This window comes from Cyclobacterium amurskyense (genome assembly GCF_001050135.1).
Classification (GTDB): domain Bacteria; phylum Bacteroidota; class Bacteroidia; order Cytophagales; family Cyclobacteriaceae; genus Cyclobacterium; species Cyclobacterium amurskyense.
Genome location: NZ_CP012040.1, coordinates 1,697,092 through 1,716,015 on the forward strand (window position 1 = coordinate 1,697,092; position 18,924 = coordinate 1,716,015).

The 18,924-nt window shown below is 36.6% G+C and carries 16 protein-coding genes and 1 pseudogene; 16 read left to right on the forward strand and 1 reads right to left on the reverse strand.

Annotated elements, in window-relative coordinates:
* The first annotated feature begins 251 nt into the window (after nt 1–251).
* The 7 genes from CA2015_RS06800 to CA2015_RS06830 all read left to right on the forward strand — a co-directional run bounded on the left by CA2015_RS06800 (nt 252) and on the right by CA2015_RS06830 (nt 7,552).
* Nucleotides 252–1,313, forward strand: a complete 1,062-nt coding sequence (locus CA2015_RS06800; RefSeq protein WP_048641233.1) for a carbohydrate-binding family 9-like protein — start codon at nt 252–254, stop codon at nt 1,311–1,313.
* A 63-nt stretch (nt 1,314–1,376) separates the two neighbouring features.
* Nucleotides 1,377–2,183 (forward strand): DUF4382 domain-containing protein, encoded by an 807-nt coding sequence (locus CA2015_RS06805; RefSeq protein ID WP_048641234.1) that lies wholly within the window; start codon nt 1,377–1,379, stop codon nt 2,181–2,183.
* 16 nt (nt 2,184–2,199) lie between these two features.
* Nucleotides 2,200–3,234, forward strand: coding sequence for a bifunctional diaminohydroxyphosphoribosylaminopyrimidine deaminase/5-amino-6-(5-phosphoribosylamino)uracil reductase RibD (gene ribD, locus CA2015_RS06810; protein WP_053086655.1), 1,035 nt, complete (start codon nt 2,200–2,202; stop codon nt 3,232–3,234).
* Nucleotides 3,227–3,697 (forward strand): GAF domain-containing protein, encoded by a 471-nt coding sequence (locus tag CA2015_RS06815; protein ID WP_048641235.1) that lies wholly within the window; start codon nt 3,227–3,229, stop codon nt 3,695–3,697. The genes ribD and CA2015_RS06815 overlap by 8 nt, the downstream gene beginning before the upstream one ends.
* A 249-nt stretch (nt 3,698–3,946) precedes the next feature.
* Nucleotides 3,947–4,711 carry a class I SAM-dependent methyltransferase gene (locus tag CA2015_RS06820; RefSeq protein WP_053086656.1) on the forward strand — a complete coding sequence of 255 codons (765 nt, stop codon included), beginning with the start codon at nt 3,947–3,949 and terminating at the stop codon, nt 4,709–4,711.
* Between the two features lie 859 nt (nt 4,712–5,570).
* Nucleotides 5,571–7,118, forward strand: coding sequence for a Fic family protein (locus CA2015_RS06825; protein WP_048641236.1), 1,548 nt, complete (start codon nt 5,571–5,573; stop codon nt 7,116–7,118).
* A 68-nt stretch (nt 7,119–7,186) separates the two neighbouring features.
* Nucleotides 7,187–7,552 carry a DUF4304 domain-containing protein gene (locus CA2015_RS06830; protein ID WP_048641237.1) on the forward strand — a complete coding sequence of 122 codons (366 nt, stop codon included), beginning with the start codon at nt 7,187–7,189 and terminating at the stop codon, nt 7,550–7,552.
* Here CA2015_RS06830 and CA2015_RS25490 read toward each other — a convergent pair.
* A pseudogene (locus CA2015_RS25490) lies at nt 7,477–7,730 on the reverse strand (transposase); the annotation flags it as partial. The gene CA2015_RS06830 and the pseudogene CA2015_RS25490 overlap by 76 nt on opposite strands.
* 94 nt (nt 7,731–7,824) lie before the next feature.
* On the opposite strand from CA2015_RS25490, the gene CA2015_RS06835 reads away from it, so the two are divergent.
* The 9 genes from CA2015_RS06835 (at nt 7,825) to CA2015_RS06875 (ending at nt 18,608) form a co-directional block, all read left to right on the forward strand.
* Nucleotides 7,825–8,673, forward strand: coding sequence for a helix-turn-helix domain-containing protein (locus CA2015_RS06835; RefSeq protein ID WP_048641238.1), 849 nt, complete (start codon nt 7,825–7,827; stop codon nt 8,671–8,673).
* A 76-nt stretch (nt 8,674–8,749) separates the two neighbouring features.
* Nucleotides 8,750–9,397 carry a class I SAM-dependent methyltransferase gene (locus CA2015_RS06840; protein ID WP_048641239.1) on the forward strand — a complete coding sequence of 216 codons (648 nt, stop codon included), beginning with the start codon at nt 8,750–8,752 and terminating at the stop codon, nt 9,395–9,397.
* Nucleotides 9,398–10,726: 1,329 nt separating this feature from the next.
* Nucleotides 10,727–11,632 carry a hypothetical protein gene (locus tag CA2015_RS06845; protein WP_048641240.1) on the forward strand — a complete coding sequence of 302 codons (906 nt, stop codon included), beginning with the start codon at nt 10,727–10,729 and terminating at the stop codon, nt 11,630–11,632.
* 45 nt (nt 11,633–11,677) lie between these two features.
* On the forward strand, nt 11,678–12,199 hold the full coding sequence (locus tag CA2015_RS06850; protein WP_048641241.1) for a hypothetical protein: 522 nt from the start codon (nt 11,678–11,680) through the stop codon (nt 12,197–12,199).
* Nucleotides 12,200–12,729: 530 nt separating this feature from the next.
* Entirely contained in the window at nt 12,730–12,873 is a 144-nt protein-coding gene (locus CA2015_RS24985; RefSeq protein ID WP_169786468.1) for a hypothetical protein, read from the forward strand.
* Nucleotides 12,874–13,045: 172 nt separating this feature from the next.
* Nucleotides 13,046–13,387, forward strand: a complete 342-nt coding sequence (locus CA2015_RS06860) for a hypothetical protein (protein WP_205749805.1) — start codon at nt 13,046–13,048, stop codon at nt 13,385–13,387.
* A gap of 8 nt (nt 13,388–13,395) precedes the next feature.
* The gene (locus CA2015_RS06865) at nt 13,396–14,043 is read left to right on the forward strand and encodes a hypothetical protein (protein ID WP_048641243.1); all 648 of its coding nucleotides are present in this window, start codon (nt 13,396–13,398) and stop codon (nt 14,041–14,043) included.
* Between the two features lie 716 nt (nt 14,044–14,759).
* The gene (locus CA2015_RS06870) at nt 14,760–16,124 is read left to right on the forward strand and encodes an IS110 family RNA-guided transposase (protein ID WP_048641244.1); all 1,365 of its coding nucleotides are present in this window, start codon (nt 14,760–14,762) and stop codon (nt 16,122–16,124) included.
* A gap of 969 nt (nt 16,125–17,093) precedes the next feature.
* Entirely contained in the window at nt 17,094–18,608 is a 1,515-nt protein-coding gene (locus CA2015_RS06875) for a hypothetical protein (RefSeq protein WP_048641245.1), read from the forward strand.
* The last annotated feature ends 316 nt before the right edge of the window (nt 18,609–18,924 follow it).

Here is an 18,924-nt window from a genome sequence, read left to right on the forward strand (position 1 = left end):
TTCAATACCAAACCTGTTTTACCTTTATTCAAATTTTAAAGTGATGTATTATTTACACTTTAAAGCAACAACAAATAATACAATAATTCCGGTTAAATCCTGTTAGATTTTGCCAAAGACACTTTTACTTCCTGTCAACGGGCAATATCATGGATAAATAGGTGTTTAACTTTCTTTGAATAACTCGCTATCTTTGCTGCCTGTTGATTCTTTTACTTGTTGTATATTTGCGACTATACCTAGACTGTAATATGTTCAGAAAATCTATACTATTGATAGGCTTGTCAATAATTAATCTCGCGGTGTATGCCCAAGACATTCCCCAAGCCAAAGGCTATGTGGCCTATAAAGTCAGTCAAAAGCCTATTATAGATGGTAAGCTGGAAGAGTCCAACTGGCTCGCGGCCAATTGGTCTAGTCCTTTTATGGATATCCAGGGAACTGATTTTCCAATGCCCAATCAATTGACACAAATGAAAATGCTTTGGGATGAAAATTTTTTATACATCGGTATTCTACTCAAGGAGAAAAATATTTGGGCCACCTACACTGAAAGAGAATCAGTAATATTCCATGAGAATGATATTGAAATATTTATAGATCCAGATGGAGACACCCATAATTATTACGAAATAGAGGTCAATGCCCTTGGAACTCTATGGGATCTCTTGCTAACCAAACCTTATAAAAATGGTGGAAACCCTATCAATGGATGGAACATCAACGATTTTGAATATGCCATCCATCTAGATGGAACGATTAATGACCCCAGCGATGTGGACGACCACTGGTCCATAGAGATGGCTATACCCTGGAAAAGCCTCTCACAATCCGGCCCTTCCTACAAAGCCCCTGAAAATGGTGATCAATGGCGCATCAACTTTTCAAGGGTGCAATGGCAAATTGAACCTACAGCAAATGGCTACACGAAAAAAATCAACCCACAAACCGGTAAATCCTACCCGGAAGACAATTGGGTTTGGTCCCCCATGGGATTGATCAATATGCACCTGCCGGAAAGATGGGGTTACGTTCAATTTTCTGATAGCCAAGTTGGAAATGGCAATCAAGCTTTTGTCATGCATGCAGATGAGCAGATAAAAAACGAATTAAGAAAGCTATACGATGCAGAAAAGGCATTTTTCGCTATCCATGGTCATTATACCGATCAATTGACTGAGCTAAATAGCAATACTCCCTTGTCAGATGTGGCCATAGAAGCTACTAAGTCTTGGTTTAAAATCTCCTGCCCGGCAACTTCCAAGGACAAATACTGGTATATAACTGAGGACAGCAGGATATGGAAAAAATAAGTAGGGCATTTATCGACTTAGACAGCAAATTCTGACCGGCTAAATGGCAAAACAGATCAACTCATGATAAAAAATACAATTAACTTTTTTGGTTTTTGGCTTCTTGGCCTTATTTGCATTGGTTGTACCGAAGCGACAGAAACACGCTCATTGATCAACCTATTACTTATAGACTCTCCTGGAGATTTTGATGAAGTATGGGTAGAAGTCAATGGGGTAGAAATTCTGCCTGCGGGAATTCGCGGAAGTGAGGAAAATGCCAACTGGGTGAGTATCCCCTATCAGGCTGCCAGCAATATGGTTTTGGTAAGTGCACTGGTCAATGACACCCAGCTTCTCATAGGAAGAACAGAAATTCCAGCTGGAGATATTTCCAAAGTTAGGTTTCTTCTGGGAGATGTAGCCTACTTGATAAAGGACGACATCCGAACGGACATGAGCATCTCCACAGATAGCGAGGCACTATTGGAATTGGATGTGGACATTAACACCCAAAGTGGTCTTTCCTATGACATCATTCTGGATCTGGACCTGGCCCAATCTGTGGTCGCTAACCAAAGTGGAGGCTTTGATTTTGTCCCTCATCTTAGGGTATTTGTAGGGACTGGTTTATCAGAAATCACTGGAACAATCTACCCCATTAGCATCGCCCCACATGTGCTGGCAATCTCAGCCACAGACACCTTCAGCACACTCACCGCTGATGATGGTGGTTTCTTGCTTAGTGGCTTGCCAGAAGATGAATACGAATTCAAAATAGCCGCTCCTACAGGATATCAGGACACTACTTTCACTCTCTTGACTTACCCTGACAGCACATTGACCCTAGACCCAATCACCATCACCTTACAAGAATCCACCTCCCCCTGATAATATTGCCAAGATTATGAACGAAGATCAGCATAAAATCTACATGTTAAGGGCCATTGAACTGGCTGAATTAGGAAGGGGAAGTGTCAGCCCTAATCCCATGGTGGGCTGTGTGATCGTTCATAATGGATTGATTATAGGTGAAGGCTATCACGAAAAATACGGGCAAGCCCATGCAGAGGTAAACGCCATTGCTTCAGTTAAGAACAAATCCCTTTTAAAAGAGGCAACCCTCTATGTTAGCCTGGAACCCTGCGCTCATTTTGGAAAAACCCCGCCCTGTGCAGACTTAATTGTCAAGCATCAATTAAAGGAAGTCATCATCGCTGCGGTAGACAGCAATCCTCTAGTGGAGAAAAAAGGAATTCAAAAGTTAGAACAGGCAGGAATAGCCGTGACTACAGGAGTGATGGAGCAGGAGGTTAGAAAGCAGAATGTGCGGTTTTTCACCCAAATGGAGAAAAAGCGACCCTATATTATTCTAAAGTGGGCCCAGACAAAAGATGGCTTTGTAGCCCGTACCAACTTTGACAGTAAATGGATTAGCAATTCGCTTAGCAGACAGCAGGTACACCGCTGGCGTACAGAAGAGGATGCCATTTTGGTGGGCACCAATACCGCCCGCTATGACAATCCCCGACTCAATGCCAGAGATTGGTATGGAAAAGACCCATTGAGGTTGGTTGTAGACAGGGAGTTGAAATTGGAGGAAAGTTTACATTTGTTTGATGGGCAGCAAAACACCATCATATACAATAACAAACTCAATAAGACAATCGGAAAGACCGAATGGGCCAAAATAGATGTTCGCATCGATGCCAAAAAAATCGTAGCAGACCTTTATGCAAGAAACATTCAGAGTCTGATTGTGGAAGGTGGAGCAGCAGTTTTGGGGGATTTTATAGCAAATGACTTATGGGATGAGGCAAGGGTTTTTACCGGAAATGCCAAGTTTGGCTTGGGCATCCCAGCCCCTGTTATGACAACTATTCCCACTGCCCAATATACTTTTAAGGAGGATTTACTAGCAATTTACAGGAACCATGACTGAGGAAATCAATCTACCCAATAATGCCAACAAGGAGGAAATATACAAAGCCCTTCTGCCACAAGTAAAGGCCTTGCTTTCCGGAGAGGAAGATTTGGTTGCAAATATGGCCAATATGTCCGCGGTGCTAAAGGAGGCTTTTGGCTTCTTTTGGGTGGGCTTTTATATAATCAAGAAGGGTGAATTGGTTTTGGGCCCTTTCCAGGGACCAGTAGCCTGTACTCGGATCCAAAAAGGAAAAGGCGTATGTGGCCAAGCCTGGGAAACCGGTGAAACGCAGGTAGTACCTGATGTCAATGCCTTTCCAGGTCATATTGCCTGCAGCGCCTCCTCCCAATCAGAGATAGTGGTCCCCGTATCTAAAGGAAATGAAATTATCGCGGTGCTGGATATTGATTCCGATCAGCTGGACGCTTTTGATGCAATGGATCAGAAGTATTTGGAGGTGATGGTGGGGTGGTTTTGAGGCTTTAGTAGCATTTTTTTTAGATGATTTTGTGGCCTGCGTTTCCATTTCAAATGGAGTTTACAAACTTTTTTTGGCTGTTTCTAATAAAAATGTAGTTTCTCCCTAAGATTCTTTAACCGAAACCCTTAATTTGACAGGGAAAAACAAACTAAAGGAGCTGGGTACATAATCGATACATACGCAACACCCCTGCAAAACATGTAAATATACAATTGTTGGCAATATTTAAAACAAAACCAGAATTCAATGAAAAAATTAATTAAACTGATATTACCACAAATAGCAATAAATAAATTAAGAACCTACAAACACCGAGGAAATAACGTCCTTTGCCCTATATGTAATTCCTCTTTTAATAAGTTTGGTCCTTATGGCATAATAAAAAGAGAGAATGCTAAATGTCATAAATGCGGTTCTTTAGAAAGACATAGATTAATATTTAAATATATAAACGAAAAATTCACTCTTTTAAATAATAATTCAAAAGAGAAAATTAGATTGTTACATTTTGCTCCAGAGAAAATATTTTATAACATCTTTTCCAATAACAACGGCATAGATTATACTGCTTGTGATTTATTCCCCGAAAAATACAATTACAATGGGAAAACCGAAATCACCAAAGTAGATATAACAAAAATTCCATTTGCAGATAATTCCTTTGACTTTATTATATGCTCTCACGTTTTAGAACATATTCCAAATGACTTTTTAGCTATGTCTGAATTATATCGGGTTTTAACAAAAAATGGTAATAGCATTTTGCAGGTACCAATAGACTATAATAGAGATGAAACTTATGAAGATCATAATATAACAAGTCCTGAAGATAGGCTAAAAGCGTTTGGACAAGATGACCACGTTAGAATTTATGGGAAGGATTACAAAACAAGGTTGGAAAACTCTGGATTCATTGTGAATGAAGACAACTATATTTCTACTATGGATAAAGGTGAGGTTTATAAATATGGTCTAATGGAATCAGAATTAATTTATCATTGTAAAAAATAACTACCGCCTATAACTAAGCATTCTGATGGCTGGGCCTTCGACAGGCTCAGAGACCGAGCTTCAGGACAGTGCTAAGGGATCATTTCTCGATTTTAGGAACTTGCCTTACTATGGGGAATGATTTTCCCCTTTTGTTTTTTTAGCATTAGGAGAATGAAAATTTACTGATTTTATTTGTTTTTTGACCTAGGGTTCTTTGCTTTAGTAGCTATTATTCAATAGGTAAAGGGTTTTGGAGTGAATTTTAGACTGTTATTACCTTTTGGACATACCTGTCCCATTAAGCTAAGTGGTTCTTTTTATTTTGCTTCCTCATTTAGTTTAACCAGTTGCCTGGTGGCCCCTTTTGGTCGAAATAGGCCACTGTATGCAGTTTTCCGGTTTTGCAATAGGAACAATTCTGAGCAGGGAAGCTGGTTTTTCCCAGAAATAGTTATCGACCTTCGGAGCCTTTTGAGTTGTAAATCAAATCCCGGTACATTTTCACAGGCTTTTTCAATGATAGATTGCTTTTTTTTTCATAGGTTAAAATGTTGAATATTAACGATAAGTCTAATGTAGGAAGAAACGGCAATAAAGCCGGATTCCTGCCTTAGCAGGATTCGTTCAACAATCGCTAAAATAGAGCGGGGGCGAAGTGTTTACCGCAGCTGTGTTTGCCTTAGTTAGCTTTTCACGGTTGGACAGAAACGCACTTTGAAATCCCGCCTTATCTTAGCGGAAACGTTGGGCTTCATTCCGATTTTCACTCATACAATTGTAATCGTATTTCATGAAATAAACGAATTAATAATTATAATTCATGAAAAGTAATTGATTTTCATGCTATATTTATAATCGTATTTCATAGAAAAGTATAATGAGTAATTATTTTTCACAACAAGTAACTGCATTTCATGGAAAACCTACTCCAGAACCTGGATTTCTTGCTGGGTACGCATTATTAGCAACTATTATAGAAGAAAATGGGGTAAATGTTCCTTTACCTGACAGACTTGCTATTGTTACTGAAAAACATCAACGGTACAATACCGAACAATGGCAGGTATTTACAATCAGACACAAACCTGATAATGATTTAACCAGTCACTTAGCTTTTGCAATAAAGTACGAAGGAATTGATCTATACATTCTAAAAAAGTTTTTTGAGCACACAGGTAAGGAGCTCGTTCTCCACATGATAAAGAAAGAGCCCACCAGTCAGTATAGCAGGAGAGTATGGTTCCTCTATGAATGGCTAATGGATGAAGTACTTGATATACCAGATCTAAAGACAGGAACATATGTCGAAATAGTCAATCCCAAACTACAGTTCACGAGTTCTTCAATTAATTCGACCAGACACCGAATAAAAAATAATTTACCAGGTACACCAGCGTTTTGTCCCATGATTAATAAAACCGATAAAATCGAAAGCTTCATAGCTAAAGATTTATCTGGCACAATCGAAAAAGGCTTAGATGGTAGGGATAAAGATCTCATTAAAAGAACTGCTGCATTTCTGTTATTAAAAGACTCAAAAGCCTCCTTTGCCATCGAAGGAGAATACCCCCCAAATCTTAGAGCAAGAAACTGGGGCAAAGCAATTGGACAATCAGGAAAAAAAGAGCTAACAATAGAAGAATTAGAAAGGCTTCAAGACGTAGTAATTGGAACTAAAAAACTGAAGAACATGGGATTAAGAACGCAAGAAGGCTTTATCGGAGAGCATGATCGTGATACTTTTTCCCCGCTACCTGACCATATATCAGCAAAGTCTAAAGATTTACCATCTTTGATGAAAGGGCTACTAGACACAAATAAATTGCTGCAAGAATCAAGTTACGATCCGGTTTTAGCAGCGGCAACAATAGCATTTGGATTTGTATTTATTCACCCTTTCTCTGATGGCAATGGCCGCATACACAGATACCTGATTCATCATATATTGACTCGAATGGGGTATACTAAAAGGGGGATGATTTTTCCCGTATCAGCAGCCATATTAAATCGGATTGACGAATACCAGTCAATTCTAGCGTCATACTCATCTCAAAGAATAGAATTAGTAGAATGGGAACCAACAGCAGATCACAATGTTAGAATTCTTAATGACACAATTGATCTATATCGCTATTTCGACCTAACCAAACAGGTAGAATTTTTATACGAATGCGTAGAAGAAACCATCGAGAAAATAATACCAGAAGAACTGGATTATTTTGAAAAATATGATCGGATGACTAAATACATAAACAATTATTTGTCTTTGCCAGACACCAAAGTGGATTTATTAATCAAATTGCTAAATCAGAATAAAGGTAGGTTATCAAAGAATAAAAGACAAAACGAGTTTGACGATATCACCGATGAAGAACTTTCAGCAATTGAAGAGAGCTTTCAGTCCATTTTTGAAAAAAAGCAATAAATAAACGAAAGCCCAATAAAACCTAAACTGCATTAAAACGCAGTTTAGCCAAACGTAGCATTGAAAAAATGGACAGAAAAGAGAAAAGACAAAAAATTGACCAAGCAATTAGGGATATTACGATACCATTCTTGCGAGAAAAAGGATTTATGGGATCTCTTCCACATTTCAGGCGACAAAACAAAGATGGAATAAACCTTTTGACTTTTCAACACAGTCTATATGACACAAAATTTATTGTAGAAATAGCCAATTGTCCACCTGAAGGAATCACAACCCATTGGGGAAAAGAAATTTCAAAAAATAAAGTGACCGCTCATGACATGGGACATAGACTCAGACTCGGAAGCGAAAAAAACAGTTCTCCCGTTTTGCAACAAGTACACTTTTTGAGCAGGGAGTCTGGTTTTTCTACAACCTCTATCGCCACCTGACCGATTTGAAGGTCGATATTGACCTTATGTGAGGCCTTATAAGTACTGGCCAGGATGCCATAATGCTTTATTCGGGTAAAGCCCTTGGGCAAGATCCCGTTTCTCGGGACAAGTTATGTAGCGTCAACCTTCTAAGGAATTCCCGAGCCTTTAGTGTACAGGTTTCTTTTTCACCCTCTGGATAAATTTGGTATCTTCGATACCAGATGCCTATGCCGGGCACACACACTTAAAGAGAAAGCCTAAAAGAAATGAGCACATAGAGAAACGACATGGCCAATGAAATAAATCAAATTGCTCTCTTTGAAAAACCATTGTTTACATGGTATAAGTTACCCTTGTCGATCGATAGGGAATTGAATTTACCTGCCGAGTCTTGTTTTGCTTATATTCTTGAGGGGGATAATCAAGACTTAACGGATTCAGGTTTTTTAGCTGAAAAAGGAACCGTTATACTTTCTCTATGTGGAAAAACAGTTGGTAATTCCCTTTCAAAAATAGAAACAGTTTTTTTAAGTACAATTATCGTTCATTTTGATAGAGAGGTTCTAAAAAAGGTATTCAACTACGAAAAACCTAAATTTTGGAAAGAGCTCAAACACCCATTAAAAAAAGACATTGCTCAACAAGACGCCTCAGCTTTAGTGAGCGCTTACTTTTTGAATGTTGCTGACTTATTCAATCACAAAAATGCACTTAACGAAGACATTTTATCAGTTAAACTAAAAGAGATCGTCTTATTACTTCTGCAAACTCAGGAATCTTCAAATCTAAATGCAATCGCAAGGAGTTTATTTTCAGATAGGATTTTTTCATTTCAAGAAGTTATTGAAGCCAACTTATATGAACCTATAAATTTGAACCGTTTGGCTGCCATGACAAATAATAGTCTTGCTTCCTTTAAAAGAAACTTCAGGAAAATATACAACAGCTCTCCTGCGAATTACATAAAAGAGAAGAAATTAGAACGAGGGAAAAAACTACTCAATCATTCTCAAAAATCAATAGGTGAAATTTGCTACGAATGTGGCTACGCTGATCCCTCCAGTTTTGCGAGATCGTTCAAAAATAGGTTTGGTATTTCTCCTTTAGATTTCAGGTTGAGCCAAAATGAACATTAATTGAGCCCTTGTGTAGGACGCTTGTCCCAAACCCTTTGGAACTTTGCAGAAACATCAATTTTTAAACACAAGAAGAATGAGTAAGACGAAAAGTTTTTGGGACAATGCATCAAAAAATTACGATAAAACAGAAGAACGGTTTGAGTACATCCATCAAAAGTCAAGGGAGAACACTAAAAAACATATAGAAAGCGCTAATGTAGTATTGGATTATGGTTGTGGAACGGGCACAACAGCTTGCGAGATTGCCAATGACGTTAAAGAGATTTATGCCATCGATATATCATCGAAAATGATTGAAATTTCCAAAGGAAAAGCAGCTGAAAAAAACATCAAAAATGTGACATTCGCTCAAGGGGATATTTTCGATGAAAACCTGAGAAAAGAGTCTTTTGATAGAATATTAGCATTTAATATGCTACATACTATCCCTAATCCTGAAAAGGTGACGAAAAGAATAAACGAATTACTAAAACCTGATGGATTATTTATTTCTGTGACACCCAGTCTAGGAGACAAGATGTCATTTTTAGTAGGCTTGCAGATTCGACTTGTACAGGTACTTTGTAAAATTGGAATAATCCCCATTCCGATTAGAATACTGAAAAGCACCGACTTAGATACTTTAATTGCCAAAGGAAATTTTCAGACAGTTGATTCCGAGAAAATTTATAAAGATGCCTCCAACTATTTTATAGTAGCTAAGAAAAAAACTGAAATGTAACAGGTGCTAATCGAAGGGATGGCCGCAGGCAATAAGCCTGCTGCCTGTCCCGACCCTTCGGGAGTGCGCCTATCACAGCTCTACTTAGCTTTCCAAAGTACCCTCCCGGTCGACCCCTGTGAAAAACAGGGCAGGCTGTACGAGTCTTGTACCTTCCCTGCATTTCGGCGCTTCACTAAATGTTAAACACCTGATTGATGCTGGAATATTTACAGAGAATACAGCTTGTAATAATTCAATCAAATCACATGAAATAAGTATCTAAGAGAAGGATTAAATGGAAGGCCATCTTTACTACCTTGAACTATATAGAATACAATCTGAATAATAACTATTAATAAAACTAAGCTTTCTGAGGGATCTAACTCTTCGACAAACTTAGGACACACCTCAAAGAACCATTCACAGACTCATTATTATCCTAGAGGTTTGGGTAATGGTACTACGGAAAATAATTAACTCATTCTATTTTTTAAGCGTCAAATTATTGATGAAGTAACAGTCCTTATTTCCAATGTATAGGTGTATTTTTTAGTCGCTCAAATCCAATAGAAAAAGAATAATAGAGCACATTTTAGACTATTATCTATGTTTGAAGATAGTTTTAGATTTAATAAAATAGAATAATCATCTATTACTAAAACTTAATATAAGATAATAAATACCGTCACAAAACACAATTTTAAAATTTTCTTTAAAAAACTTACGACGTTACAGTGTATTTATTAAACATTTTTATTAAGTTGAAATACATTAAAAAATCATAGGTGCTTGATATACAACATGTATACCAGAAACTCTCTTGGTGAAATATAGCTATGTGAAGAGGCTGTATTGAATTAAAGAATCTTTTTAGGAGTGAATTTATAGGTTTTTCAGCAAGCGTGAGATTGAAACTATTTTAACAGTAATAAATTGGGTTTTAATCTTGATACTGAGACTGTGGCAATGAGAGTCAATTGAAGCTATTTCGAGAATTACAAATAATTATAATTCCTCAATAAATCGTTAGGTAAAGGAAAAAAAATAATAATTACAATTGAATAGATGACTTTCCGGAAACGGTTCTTATACAAGAATAAAAAGTCAGAACTAGATATAAAACCTAAATGGATAATAAGATAAATGGAAAATATTGTCCAAATCCGTCTTTATTTAGGTTTGTCTGTAAGAATGGAAGAAGAAAAGCTTATTTTTACAAGGCAAAGAAAAACTCAATAATAAATCAGGTATCTAGCTATTTAAATATGCCTATTAGTAGGTATTTACATATAAAATATTAATAATTAAATTTATAGAAAATTGGAATAATATTAAACCTTAAAGATTATGCCTTGTAAAAGTCCTTCATTAGAAAGAGTAACCGAAAAATCTGAGAAAGCTAAAAAACAAATTGAGCAATTAAATAAACAATTGTCAGATTTGGAAAATTCTGCTAAAGAGAAATTTGAAAAAAAAATTAAAGAACACTCTGAAAAGGCTAATGTCTATGATTTTAGACAATTAATATTTAATTCAGCTATAAAGACTGAATATTCCCACGAATTTAGTTTAGATAAAATTGCACCTGTAATTTCAGCTGCACTCGAGGCTGTATCCCAGTCCTTAACAGGCGGAGTAATGCAAATTTTAACTTCCCCAAAAGCTGTAAGCAGTTATTCAGATTTAGTATTATCAATATCTGAAGCAGCAAAATCTACTTCATCTGCATCCAATAGTTTGAGTTTTAGTGCTAATAGAATTGCGCCTGGTGTATTTGCATTTTTGTCAGCTAATTCAATTTCAATAAAAGACAAAGATACCTTTGGAGAAGAAGCTGTTACAGCGACTTCAATTTTTTATAGTTTAAATAATAGTATAGAAGACCTTAAACAATCAACAAGTTTTGAATTAGCTTATTTAAATGCGGAATTGATGCTAAAATTTAAGAACATCCAAATTGGAAATACTGACGATTTATCTAAAGGATTAATCACTATTGCTGTTTGGAATGAAAAATATTTATTGATTGAGGAGATTATGAAAAATATTCGAGAAAGATTAGATAATTCCACGTTCAAAGATATAATAGCAAGGTCTAAAGACGAAGATGTAGATATAGATTCTACACTTTTCAACACAAGTAAGAATAGACTTATACTTGAACAATCAGTTCTGCAATTTGAAAATCGTGGTTCATTATATAAAGGCGCTTTGGAAAATGCGAAAACAATGTTGAACAACCCGCTTTTTTAAATCAATCATATAATAGTTTTAATATTAATCTAAAAAAATATACTAATGATTATTACTTTTAATGATAAACAACCGAAAGTAGAAGAAGCAACAGAAATGGCTAATTCTGTTTTAAAAAACCCTCTTTTTTATTCTAAAATTCGTGAAAAAGATAGCTTTGACTTAAGTACAGCCTCACCACAAAATATAGCAGATTTAATAGAACAATCAGATTTAGAGTTTAAAATAGACCTTTTCTATCCATCAGGTTGGAAAGCCATAAAGTACAGAAAAACTTTTGCTTATATGGATAGTCGATTCCCAAATACTTTATTTTTGAATTTAAAAAAGTTAAAAAGAAGTTCAAAAAGTATTGCAGCGACAATTATACACGAGAGTTTGCACGCTCTAGACCACGAAGCTATTGAATATACTTTCGGTCACGGAAATAACAGTTCAAAAGGAAAATCTAATACAGCACCATATTGGGTTGGAAATCTAGCAAATAAAATCTTGGAAGGCGATTTCGATGCTAAATTATTGGTTTTTGACCAAATAGAAGATGACGAAAATGATTATCTCGTGTAAATAAACTGCTTACAACAATTAAGCTACAATGATGCTAAGTAAGGCTTCGGTTCAATATAGCGGGTGTTGAACTCAAGCTCCGGTAGCTTTCTGCTATGGGGATAGGAATGGTTTTGTTGCGTAAATCAGGGAATTAGGTGGTAGCAAAATTATTAAAAAGTAGACGAATTGATTGTCTAGTAGGGCTTTTATGTCCTTGCCTCATTGATTTTTGAGTTGCTTTTTGAGGTCTTAGAAAACCTAAAACATAGGTATACCAGGGCTTCCAGTGAAGCATTTTTGATAAATTGTGATTATTGGCGAGGTTATGCATTTTGGAGTTGGTTTTTGGGTACTCCTCACTACGGGGCGATTAACTTGGTTGTAATAAGCATTTTATTTCCACAGCAGTGGCACCTTTCAGGATTGTAATTGAGTTTTTCTTTGGCAATCTATATCCAAGAAAATTCAGCTTTTTGCCATTTAAGTTGCTTGAGGTCTTTTTTTGCCGGATTTAGCTCTTTGTTCTTGTTTTTGGATGTCAATAAACCATGATGGCGTATCCTTTTCTTCTCAGGCTTGACAAAATAATAGTAGAAATCAGAATTGGACTTTGGGCTACTGCCCAGACGCCATCTGGCCCATCACGGCATATCACCCTAATGAATATATATGGTGATTTGCTGATGATTTAAAACCCTGATTTCTTCCAGAAATCCCTGCACATAATTAATACCTTAGAAAACCTGAAAAAATGTTAATTCACAGCCTATTGATTTAAGGGTTAATTTTGTATATTAGTTAGCGAATAACCATGCGGGGGCACGCACTTTGTAAAATAAATTAAAATACAACCTATATTCAATTATGGAAATTGAAAATGCAATTATAATCTCTCTTACTACCTACAAGATAACCTCTCTTTTAGTTGGTTTAATTTCAATATATATGGGTTACAATCTATTTATAAAAGGTATTTGGGGGCAAGCAGGAGATTTAGATATGAAATTCCAAGACAACAGATTAATTCTTAAAAAAGCTGCCCCTGGAACATTCTTTGCTCTATTTGGCGCAATTATCATATCCATTACATTATGGAAAGGATTAGAATTTAATAAATATTCCAATTCTCTAGAAAGTGGTAGTAAAAAGTCAGATGAATTTGAAAATAAAATCCAAGATTTACCAGATGTTCCTCCGATTAAATAAAAGAATCTATGAAACTCAAAAAATGGATTGTAGCGTCAATATTTTTAATAATTGCATTTAGCTTCACTTCGAATAATGCACATTATTCGAATAATTTTGGTGAGCTATATAATAAAGGAAACAATGCATATAAGAATAAGAACTATGTAGACGCATTGAAGTATTTATACTCTTACAAAGTAATCAATGAACATAAACTATCTGATGGGCATAAGGACTTCTTGAAAAAATTAAATATTGCAATATTAGATTGCGAACTTAAATTACGCCATAAACTTATCGTCATAAGGGAAAATGAAAACCAAAAAACTACCAGTTATTTTAATGGTAATGGTTATGAAATCCCTGAATACTTAAAGGAATTTATTAAGAATCAAAATCCTGACAAACCAATAACTATTTTAGGTGGTAAGGGGCATGAGCTACCGGAGAGCTACAATAATTATCTTAAAGATGCAAAATTAGATGGACTTGAAAATATTGATTTTGTAATAATACAAGACAACGAACTAATTATTGACGAAGCTGTATTGACCAAATATTTGAATGAAAATAAGAAAAATCAACCACAATTAGAATCCGTCAATAAAGCTATTGAATTCCAACTAAATTATCAGCAGCTTTTGCTAAATGAAAAATTAAAGTTGATCGATTAGACGGCCGTGAGCAGAAGCGCACGGTGCGCCTCTCGTATACGTTGGTAAACCGGTTTATGGGTTACATTTTGAAGTAATAGGAAATCATAGATTCATACCCTTTTATTCTCAGGTGTGACAAAGTCATAGTATTAATCAGAAATGGATTTTGAGCCACTGCCCAGAAGACTTTTCTGCTAAGCCACCTGGCCCTTTTCGAAAATCCATCCTTGTAAATAACCAAGGCAGGCTTTGCGAAATGCTAATACTTCAGGACACCGCTTGTGCAGAATTTAATTGGGAACTCCCGCACATAAGGTATACCGATGAAACTCGTCACAGGCTACCGACATGCTTCGGCACAGGTTTTCACCTTCTGGAATAATTTGGTATCTTCGATACCAGATGCCCATGCTGTGCACACACATTACCCATAAGCAATGCCCTTCTGGACACTGCGCATAGCCTAACCGTTAGCAGTAATCCTCCATATATGAAACACATTTACTTTCAGAGCTAACGGGGTGTTGCTTCATCTCGACATTTTCTTATATTAGTAAAGCTCTTTGTAAGACCGATTTTTAAACTGTTGCTTCTGATTATTCGGAAAGCACGGGCGCAATCCTGGTTGGGATGCTTGCGATTACTTTAGTGGCGGTTCCGGTTTTTACCGGAAACCCCGTTCAGAATATTTTCTTGCCAAAAGCACATCCCCTTAGAGCCTAAGTTGTCTCATTATGGAACAGGAATTTGTATCAATGCAAGTCGTTAATCCGCAGGCTGCGGGTATCGATGTAGGCAGTCGCTCCCATTGGGTGGCTGTGGGGCAATCCGAAAAGGATGTGCGTGAATATGGAGTCTTTAATCAGGATCTGTTCGCTTTGGTAGATTGGTTAAAAGAAAAAGATGTCAAAACAGTGGCCATGGAGAGTACCGGTACTTACTGGCAAAACTTGTATGTGGTTTTGATTTCCAAAGGGCTTCATGTGGTGCTTTGTAATGGAAAGTTTACCAAAAACATCAAAGGTAAGAAAACAGATATAAAGGACTGTCAGTGGATTCAGAAACTGCATACGCTAGGGCTTTTGACCAGTAGTTTTCTGCCTGATGGTAAGACAGAAGAACTCCGGACCTACTGCAGGCAAAGGGCTAATCTACTTCAATTAGCCGCCTCTACATCCAAGAAGATGCAAAAGAACCTTAGGTTGCTCAACTTAAGATTGGACGTAGTGGTCAAGGATATCTGTGGGCTGACTGGTCTGTTGATTATTAGGGCTATTTGTGATGGTGAAACTGATCCAGAAAAACTGGCCTCTTTGAGGCACGGAAACTGCCGGAAAAGCGAAGAAGAGATAGCCAAAGCCTTGCAGACCAATGGCAGGAAAGACTATCTTTTTGCGCTCCAACAGGAATTAGAGACCTACGACCATCTTCAAAAGAAAATTGATGAGGGCGATAAGGAAATTGATAAGATGCTTGATGAAATCATCCATTCCGATGACAATAAGCGGCAGCATTATATTGAGGCGAAACCCCACAAAAGAGTCAACAAAAACACGCCAAAGGACATTGATCTGAATCTGAAATCCTATCAGATGTTTGAAGGTACTGACCTGCTTGCAATTGAAGGGATGAGTTATTCTACTGTTCTGGCACTAATGAGTGAGGTTGGACTTGAAGGAATCAGGAAATTCAAAACAGCCAAGCATTTTACATCATGGCTGAGGCTTGCACCTAATAATAAAGTAAGTGGAGGTAAAGTACTTTCCAGTAAAGTTCCAAAAGGAAGCAACAGACTGAAAATCGCATTACGGAATGCTGCCAATGCCATTGGAAACCTGAAGGATTCTACACCACTACGAGACTTCTTCCATAGAATAAGCTTTAGAAAAGGGAGGGTTTCGGCTATAAGTGCCACCGCCCGTAAGCTGGCGGTTATCATCTGGAATATGGTGGTGAAGGGAGTTCCCTATATTAATCCGGAAGGCTATCTCTTCCTAGATCAGAAAAGAAAATTGGGTTTAGTTAAACGGATAAAGAAACAAATCGATAAATTCGGTCTGACTAATGAGGACCTTGGGCTCGAAATTGAGACAATTTGAAGGTTTTTTTGTAACGTTAGTCAGAATTAATTAACAACAAAATAAACAAATCATTACACCAAGAGAAAAAACTGAAAAAGCAGTACAAAATGGCTTAGAAAAAATTGAAGATGTTTATCAGCCATTATTAACTGTCATTAATTTAAAAATTACAGATGCAGAATTGATCAATCAGAACCCAAAGGATTATTATGATGAGTCTAAAGAAGCAGAAAGAGCCGCTCAGAATTTAGGTCGGGCCTTAGGGATCAAATGGTGATTTTAGAATTTATTATAAAAGCATCTAATCGTGTAGAAGACTACCGTGAGCCATAAGCCCACAACCAGTCCCGCCTCCTTAAGATTGCGCCTCTCACAGTACTACAGGGCTTGCAACAGTACCATCCGATCAACCGGGACTCTCGTATCTCCCCTACATTCCTGCTCTTCACTATAATGATCCAAAGGGATCATTTTTCACATTCAGTCCCAATTCACAGGATTATAAGTTGAATTTTGAGGTAATAGGAAAGCATAGATTGATAGCCTTTTCTTCTCAGGCGTGACAAAGTAATAGTAGTAATCAGAATGGGACTTTGAGCCACTGCCCATCCTCCCATTCAAGATCTACTCCAAGCATATGCTTGTCCCTGTTCTACTCCCAATCTGATCAGATTTTTACGTTTTCGCTCAGGCTTCCTCTTCCGGTGAATCTGGACCAAATGAAACATCGAATCAACTGATGAAATTCGGCACAGGATAATGCCATGCTTGCAATAGTGCATAGCAGCAGCTCCACTACTTCAGAGATTTACAATCATTTTTTGGCGGTTTCTAATAAAAATGTAGTCTCACCCCTAGATTCTTTGTCCAAAACCCTTAATTTGACCGGGAAAGACAAAGCAAAGGAGCTGGGTACATAGTTGACATATACGCAACTCCCTTGGTAAATCATAGCTTTACACAAATTTTTGCAGCAATTTGAACAAAATGAAACAAGATTTAAATAAGGTACTTAGGTATATAGAAGAAAATATAAGAGTTACAGATCAAACTACAATAGAATATCTTGATCCTAAAGGTCATATCGAAAGATTAGGTAGTAGACAAAATCAAGTTATCTATGGACGAAGAGGTTCAGGAAAATCCCTGCTATTAAAATCATTGAAGCTTAATAATGAAAGTAAATTCTGTATTACAATAAATCTTGATGATTTTAAAGACATAAGCTTTCCAGACTCAATTATTCAGGTACTTCGTATAATCATAAAACAATTATCAAAAAGGGTTGACAAGGAATACAAATGGTATCAGTTAAATAGGTGGAAAAAAGCAATAAAGATTCAGAGAGATCTGTCAAAATATCTAAAAACACTTAATGAACGCTTGAATAACCCTGATTTATATGAAGAAGCATCCAGAACTAAAACAGGAAGCAAGCTTTCGGGAGAAGCAAAGAGTGGTTATGCAGGCAGTGAAGCAAAAGTTGGCACTGAATTATCGGAAGAACAAGAATTTTCCAAAACTATAAAAATAAATAAGTTGAATATCCTGCGAAATGAGCTGACCGATTTCAAAGAATTAATTGAACGAACAACAGAGTTTATTAATAATGATATTTTTCTAATTCTGGATGACTTTTACTTTATTCGAAAAAGTGACCAACCATACTTTGCGGACTTTTTCCATAGAATCTCCAAAAACACTAGACTATACTTGAAAATAGCCACTATAAAACATAGGAGCTCACTGTATATACAAGGTGAAACTTATATAGGTATGGAGATTAGACACGATGGACAGTCCTTAAATTTGGATTATAGCTTAGAGAATTTCAATGCTATGGTCTCATTTATGAAAGACCTACTTAATTATGTGAATAAAAAGGTAGATGTAGACTTGAATTATGATAAGCTGTTTACACCCAATGCATTTCGTTTTTTATGCTTATCCTCTGGTGGCGTTCCAAGGGACTTTTTTGCTTCTTTCCTTTCAATCGGTAATAAGATAATTAACGGACAGCAGTCTATAACTAAGCCAATGGTTATAGAAACTAGTATTGAAGATTTACCTTATAAGCTTGAAGCTTTTAAAACTGACTCACAAGAAGAAAAGGAGATCCTAGAGCATTATCTGCAATACATTCAAAATATTATAATTACTGAGAAAAGGTGGAATTCATTCTTAGTTTCAAATACTGATATCACAAAGTATCCACAGATTAATCAAGCTATAAAGGAATTAGTGGATTTGAGATTACTTCACCTTGCAAATTCGAACACTAGCTGTGCTCCAAGCGATGGTATACGTTACTCTTCGTATTTGGTAGATATTGGATTATTCCCTAATTCTAATCCAAGGAAATTCAATCAAGTAGAGCCGGGCCAAAAAGATGAAAAAGGTAGAGAAGATAAACTTAGGTCCGCTCCCAAAATAAACTTGGAAAATTTCAAGGATTTTATAGAGGGAAAAAAACTAAAAAAGAACTTAAAAGTAACTGACTAAAATAAGAACTACCCCCAATAACCAAGCATTCTGACGATTAACCCTTCGACAGGCTCAGGGCCCAGATCACCTTATTAGGAATTAGGCTTACTATGAGGAATGGTCTCCCCTCTTTTTTTTTAGCGTTGGTAGATTGAAAAAGCTGCTACTTTTATGTTGTTCTTTGACCTAGGGTTCCTTTTGCCTATTTAACAAAAATGCAGATTCTTTTTTAAACCCAATACTAATTGCTATATCACCCAATAAGAATGTTATTTTTGATTCAGGAAGATCATATTATTCTTTTAAGGGCTAGGTAGAATTTCGCTCTTAAACA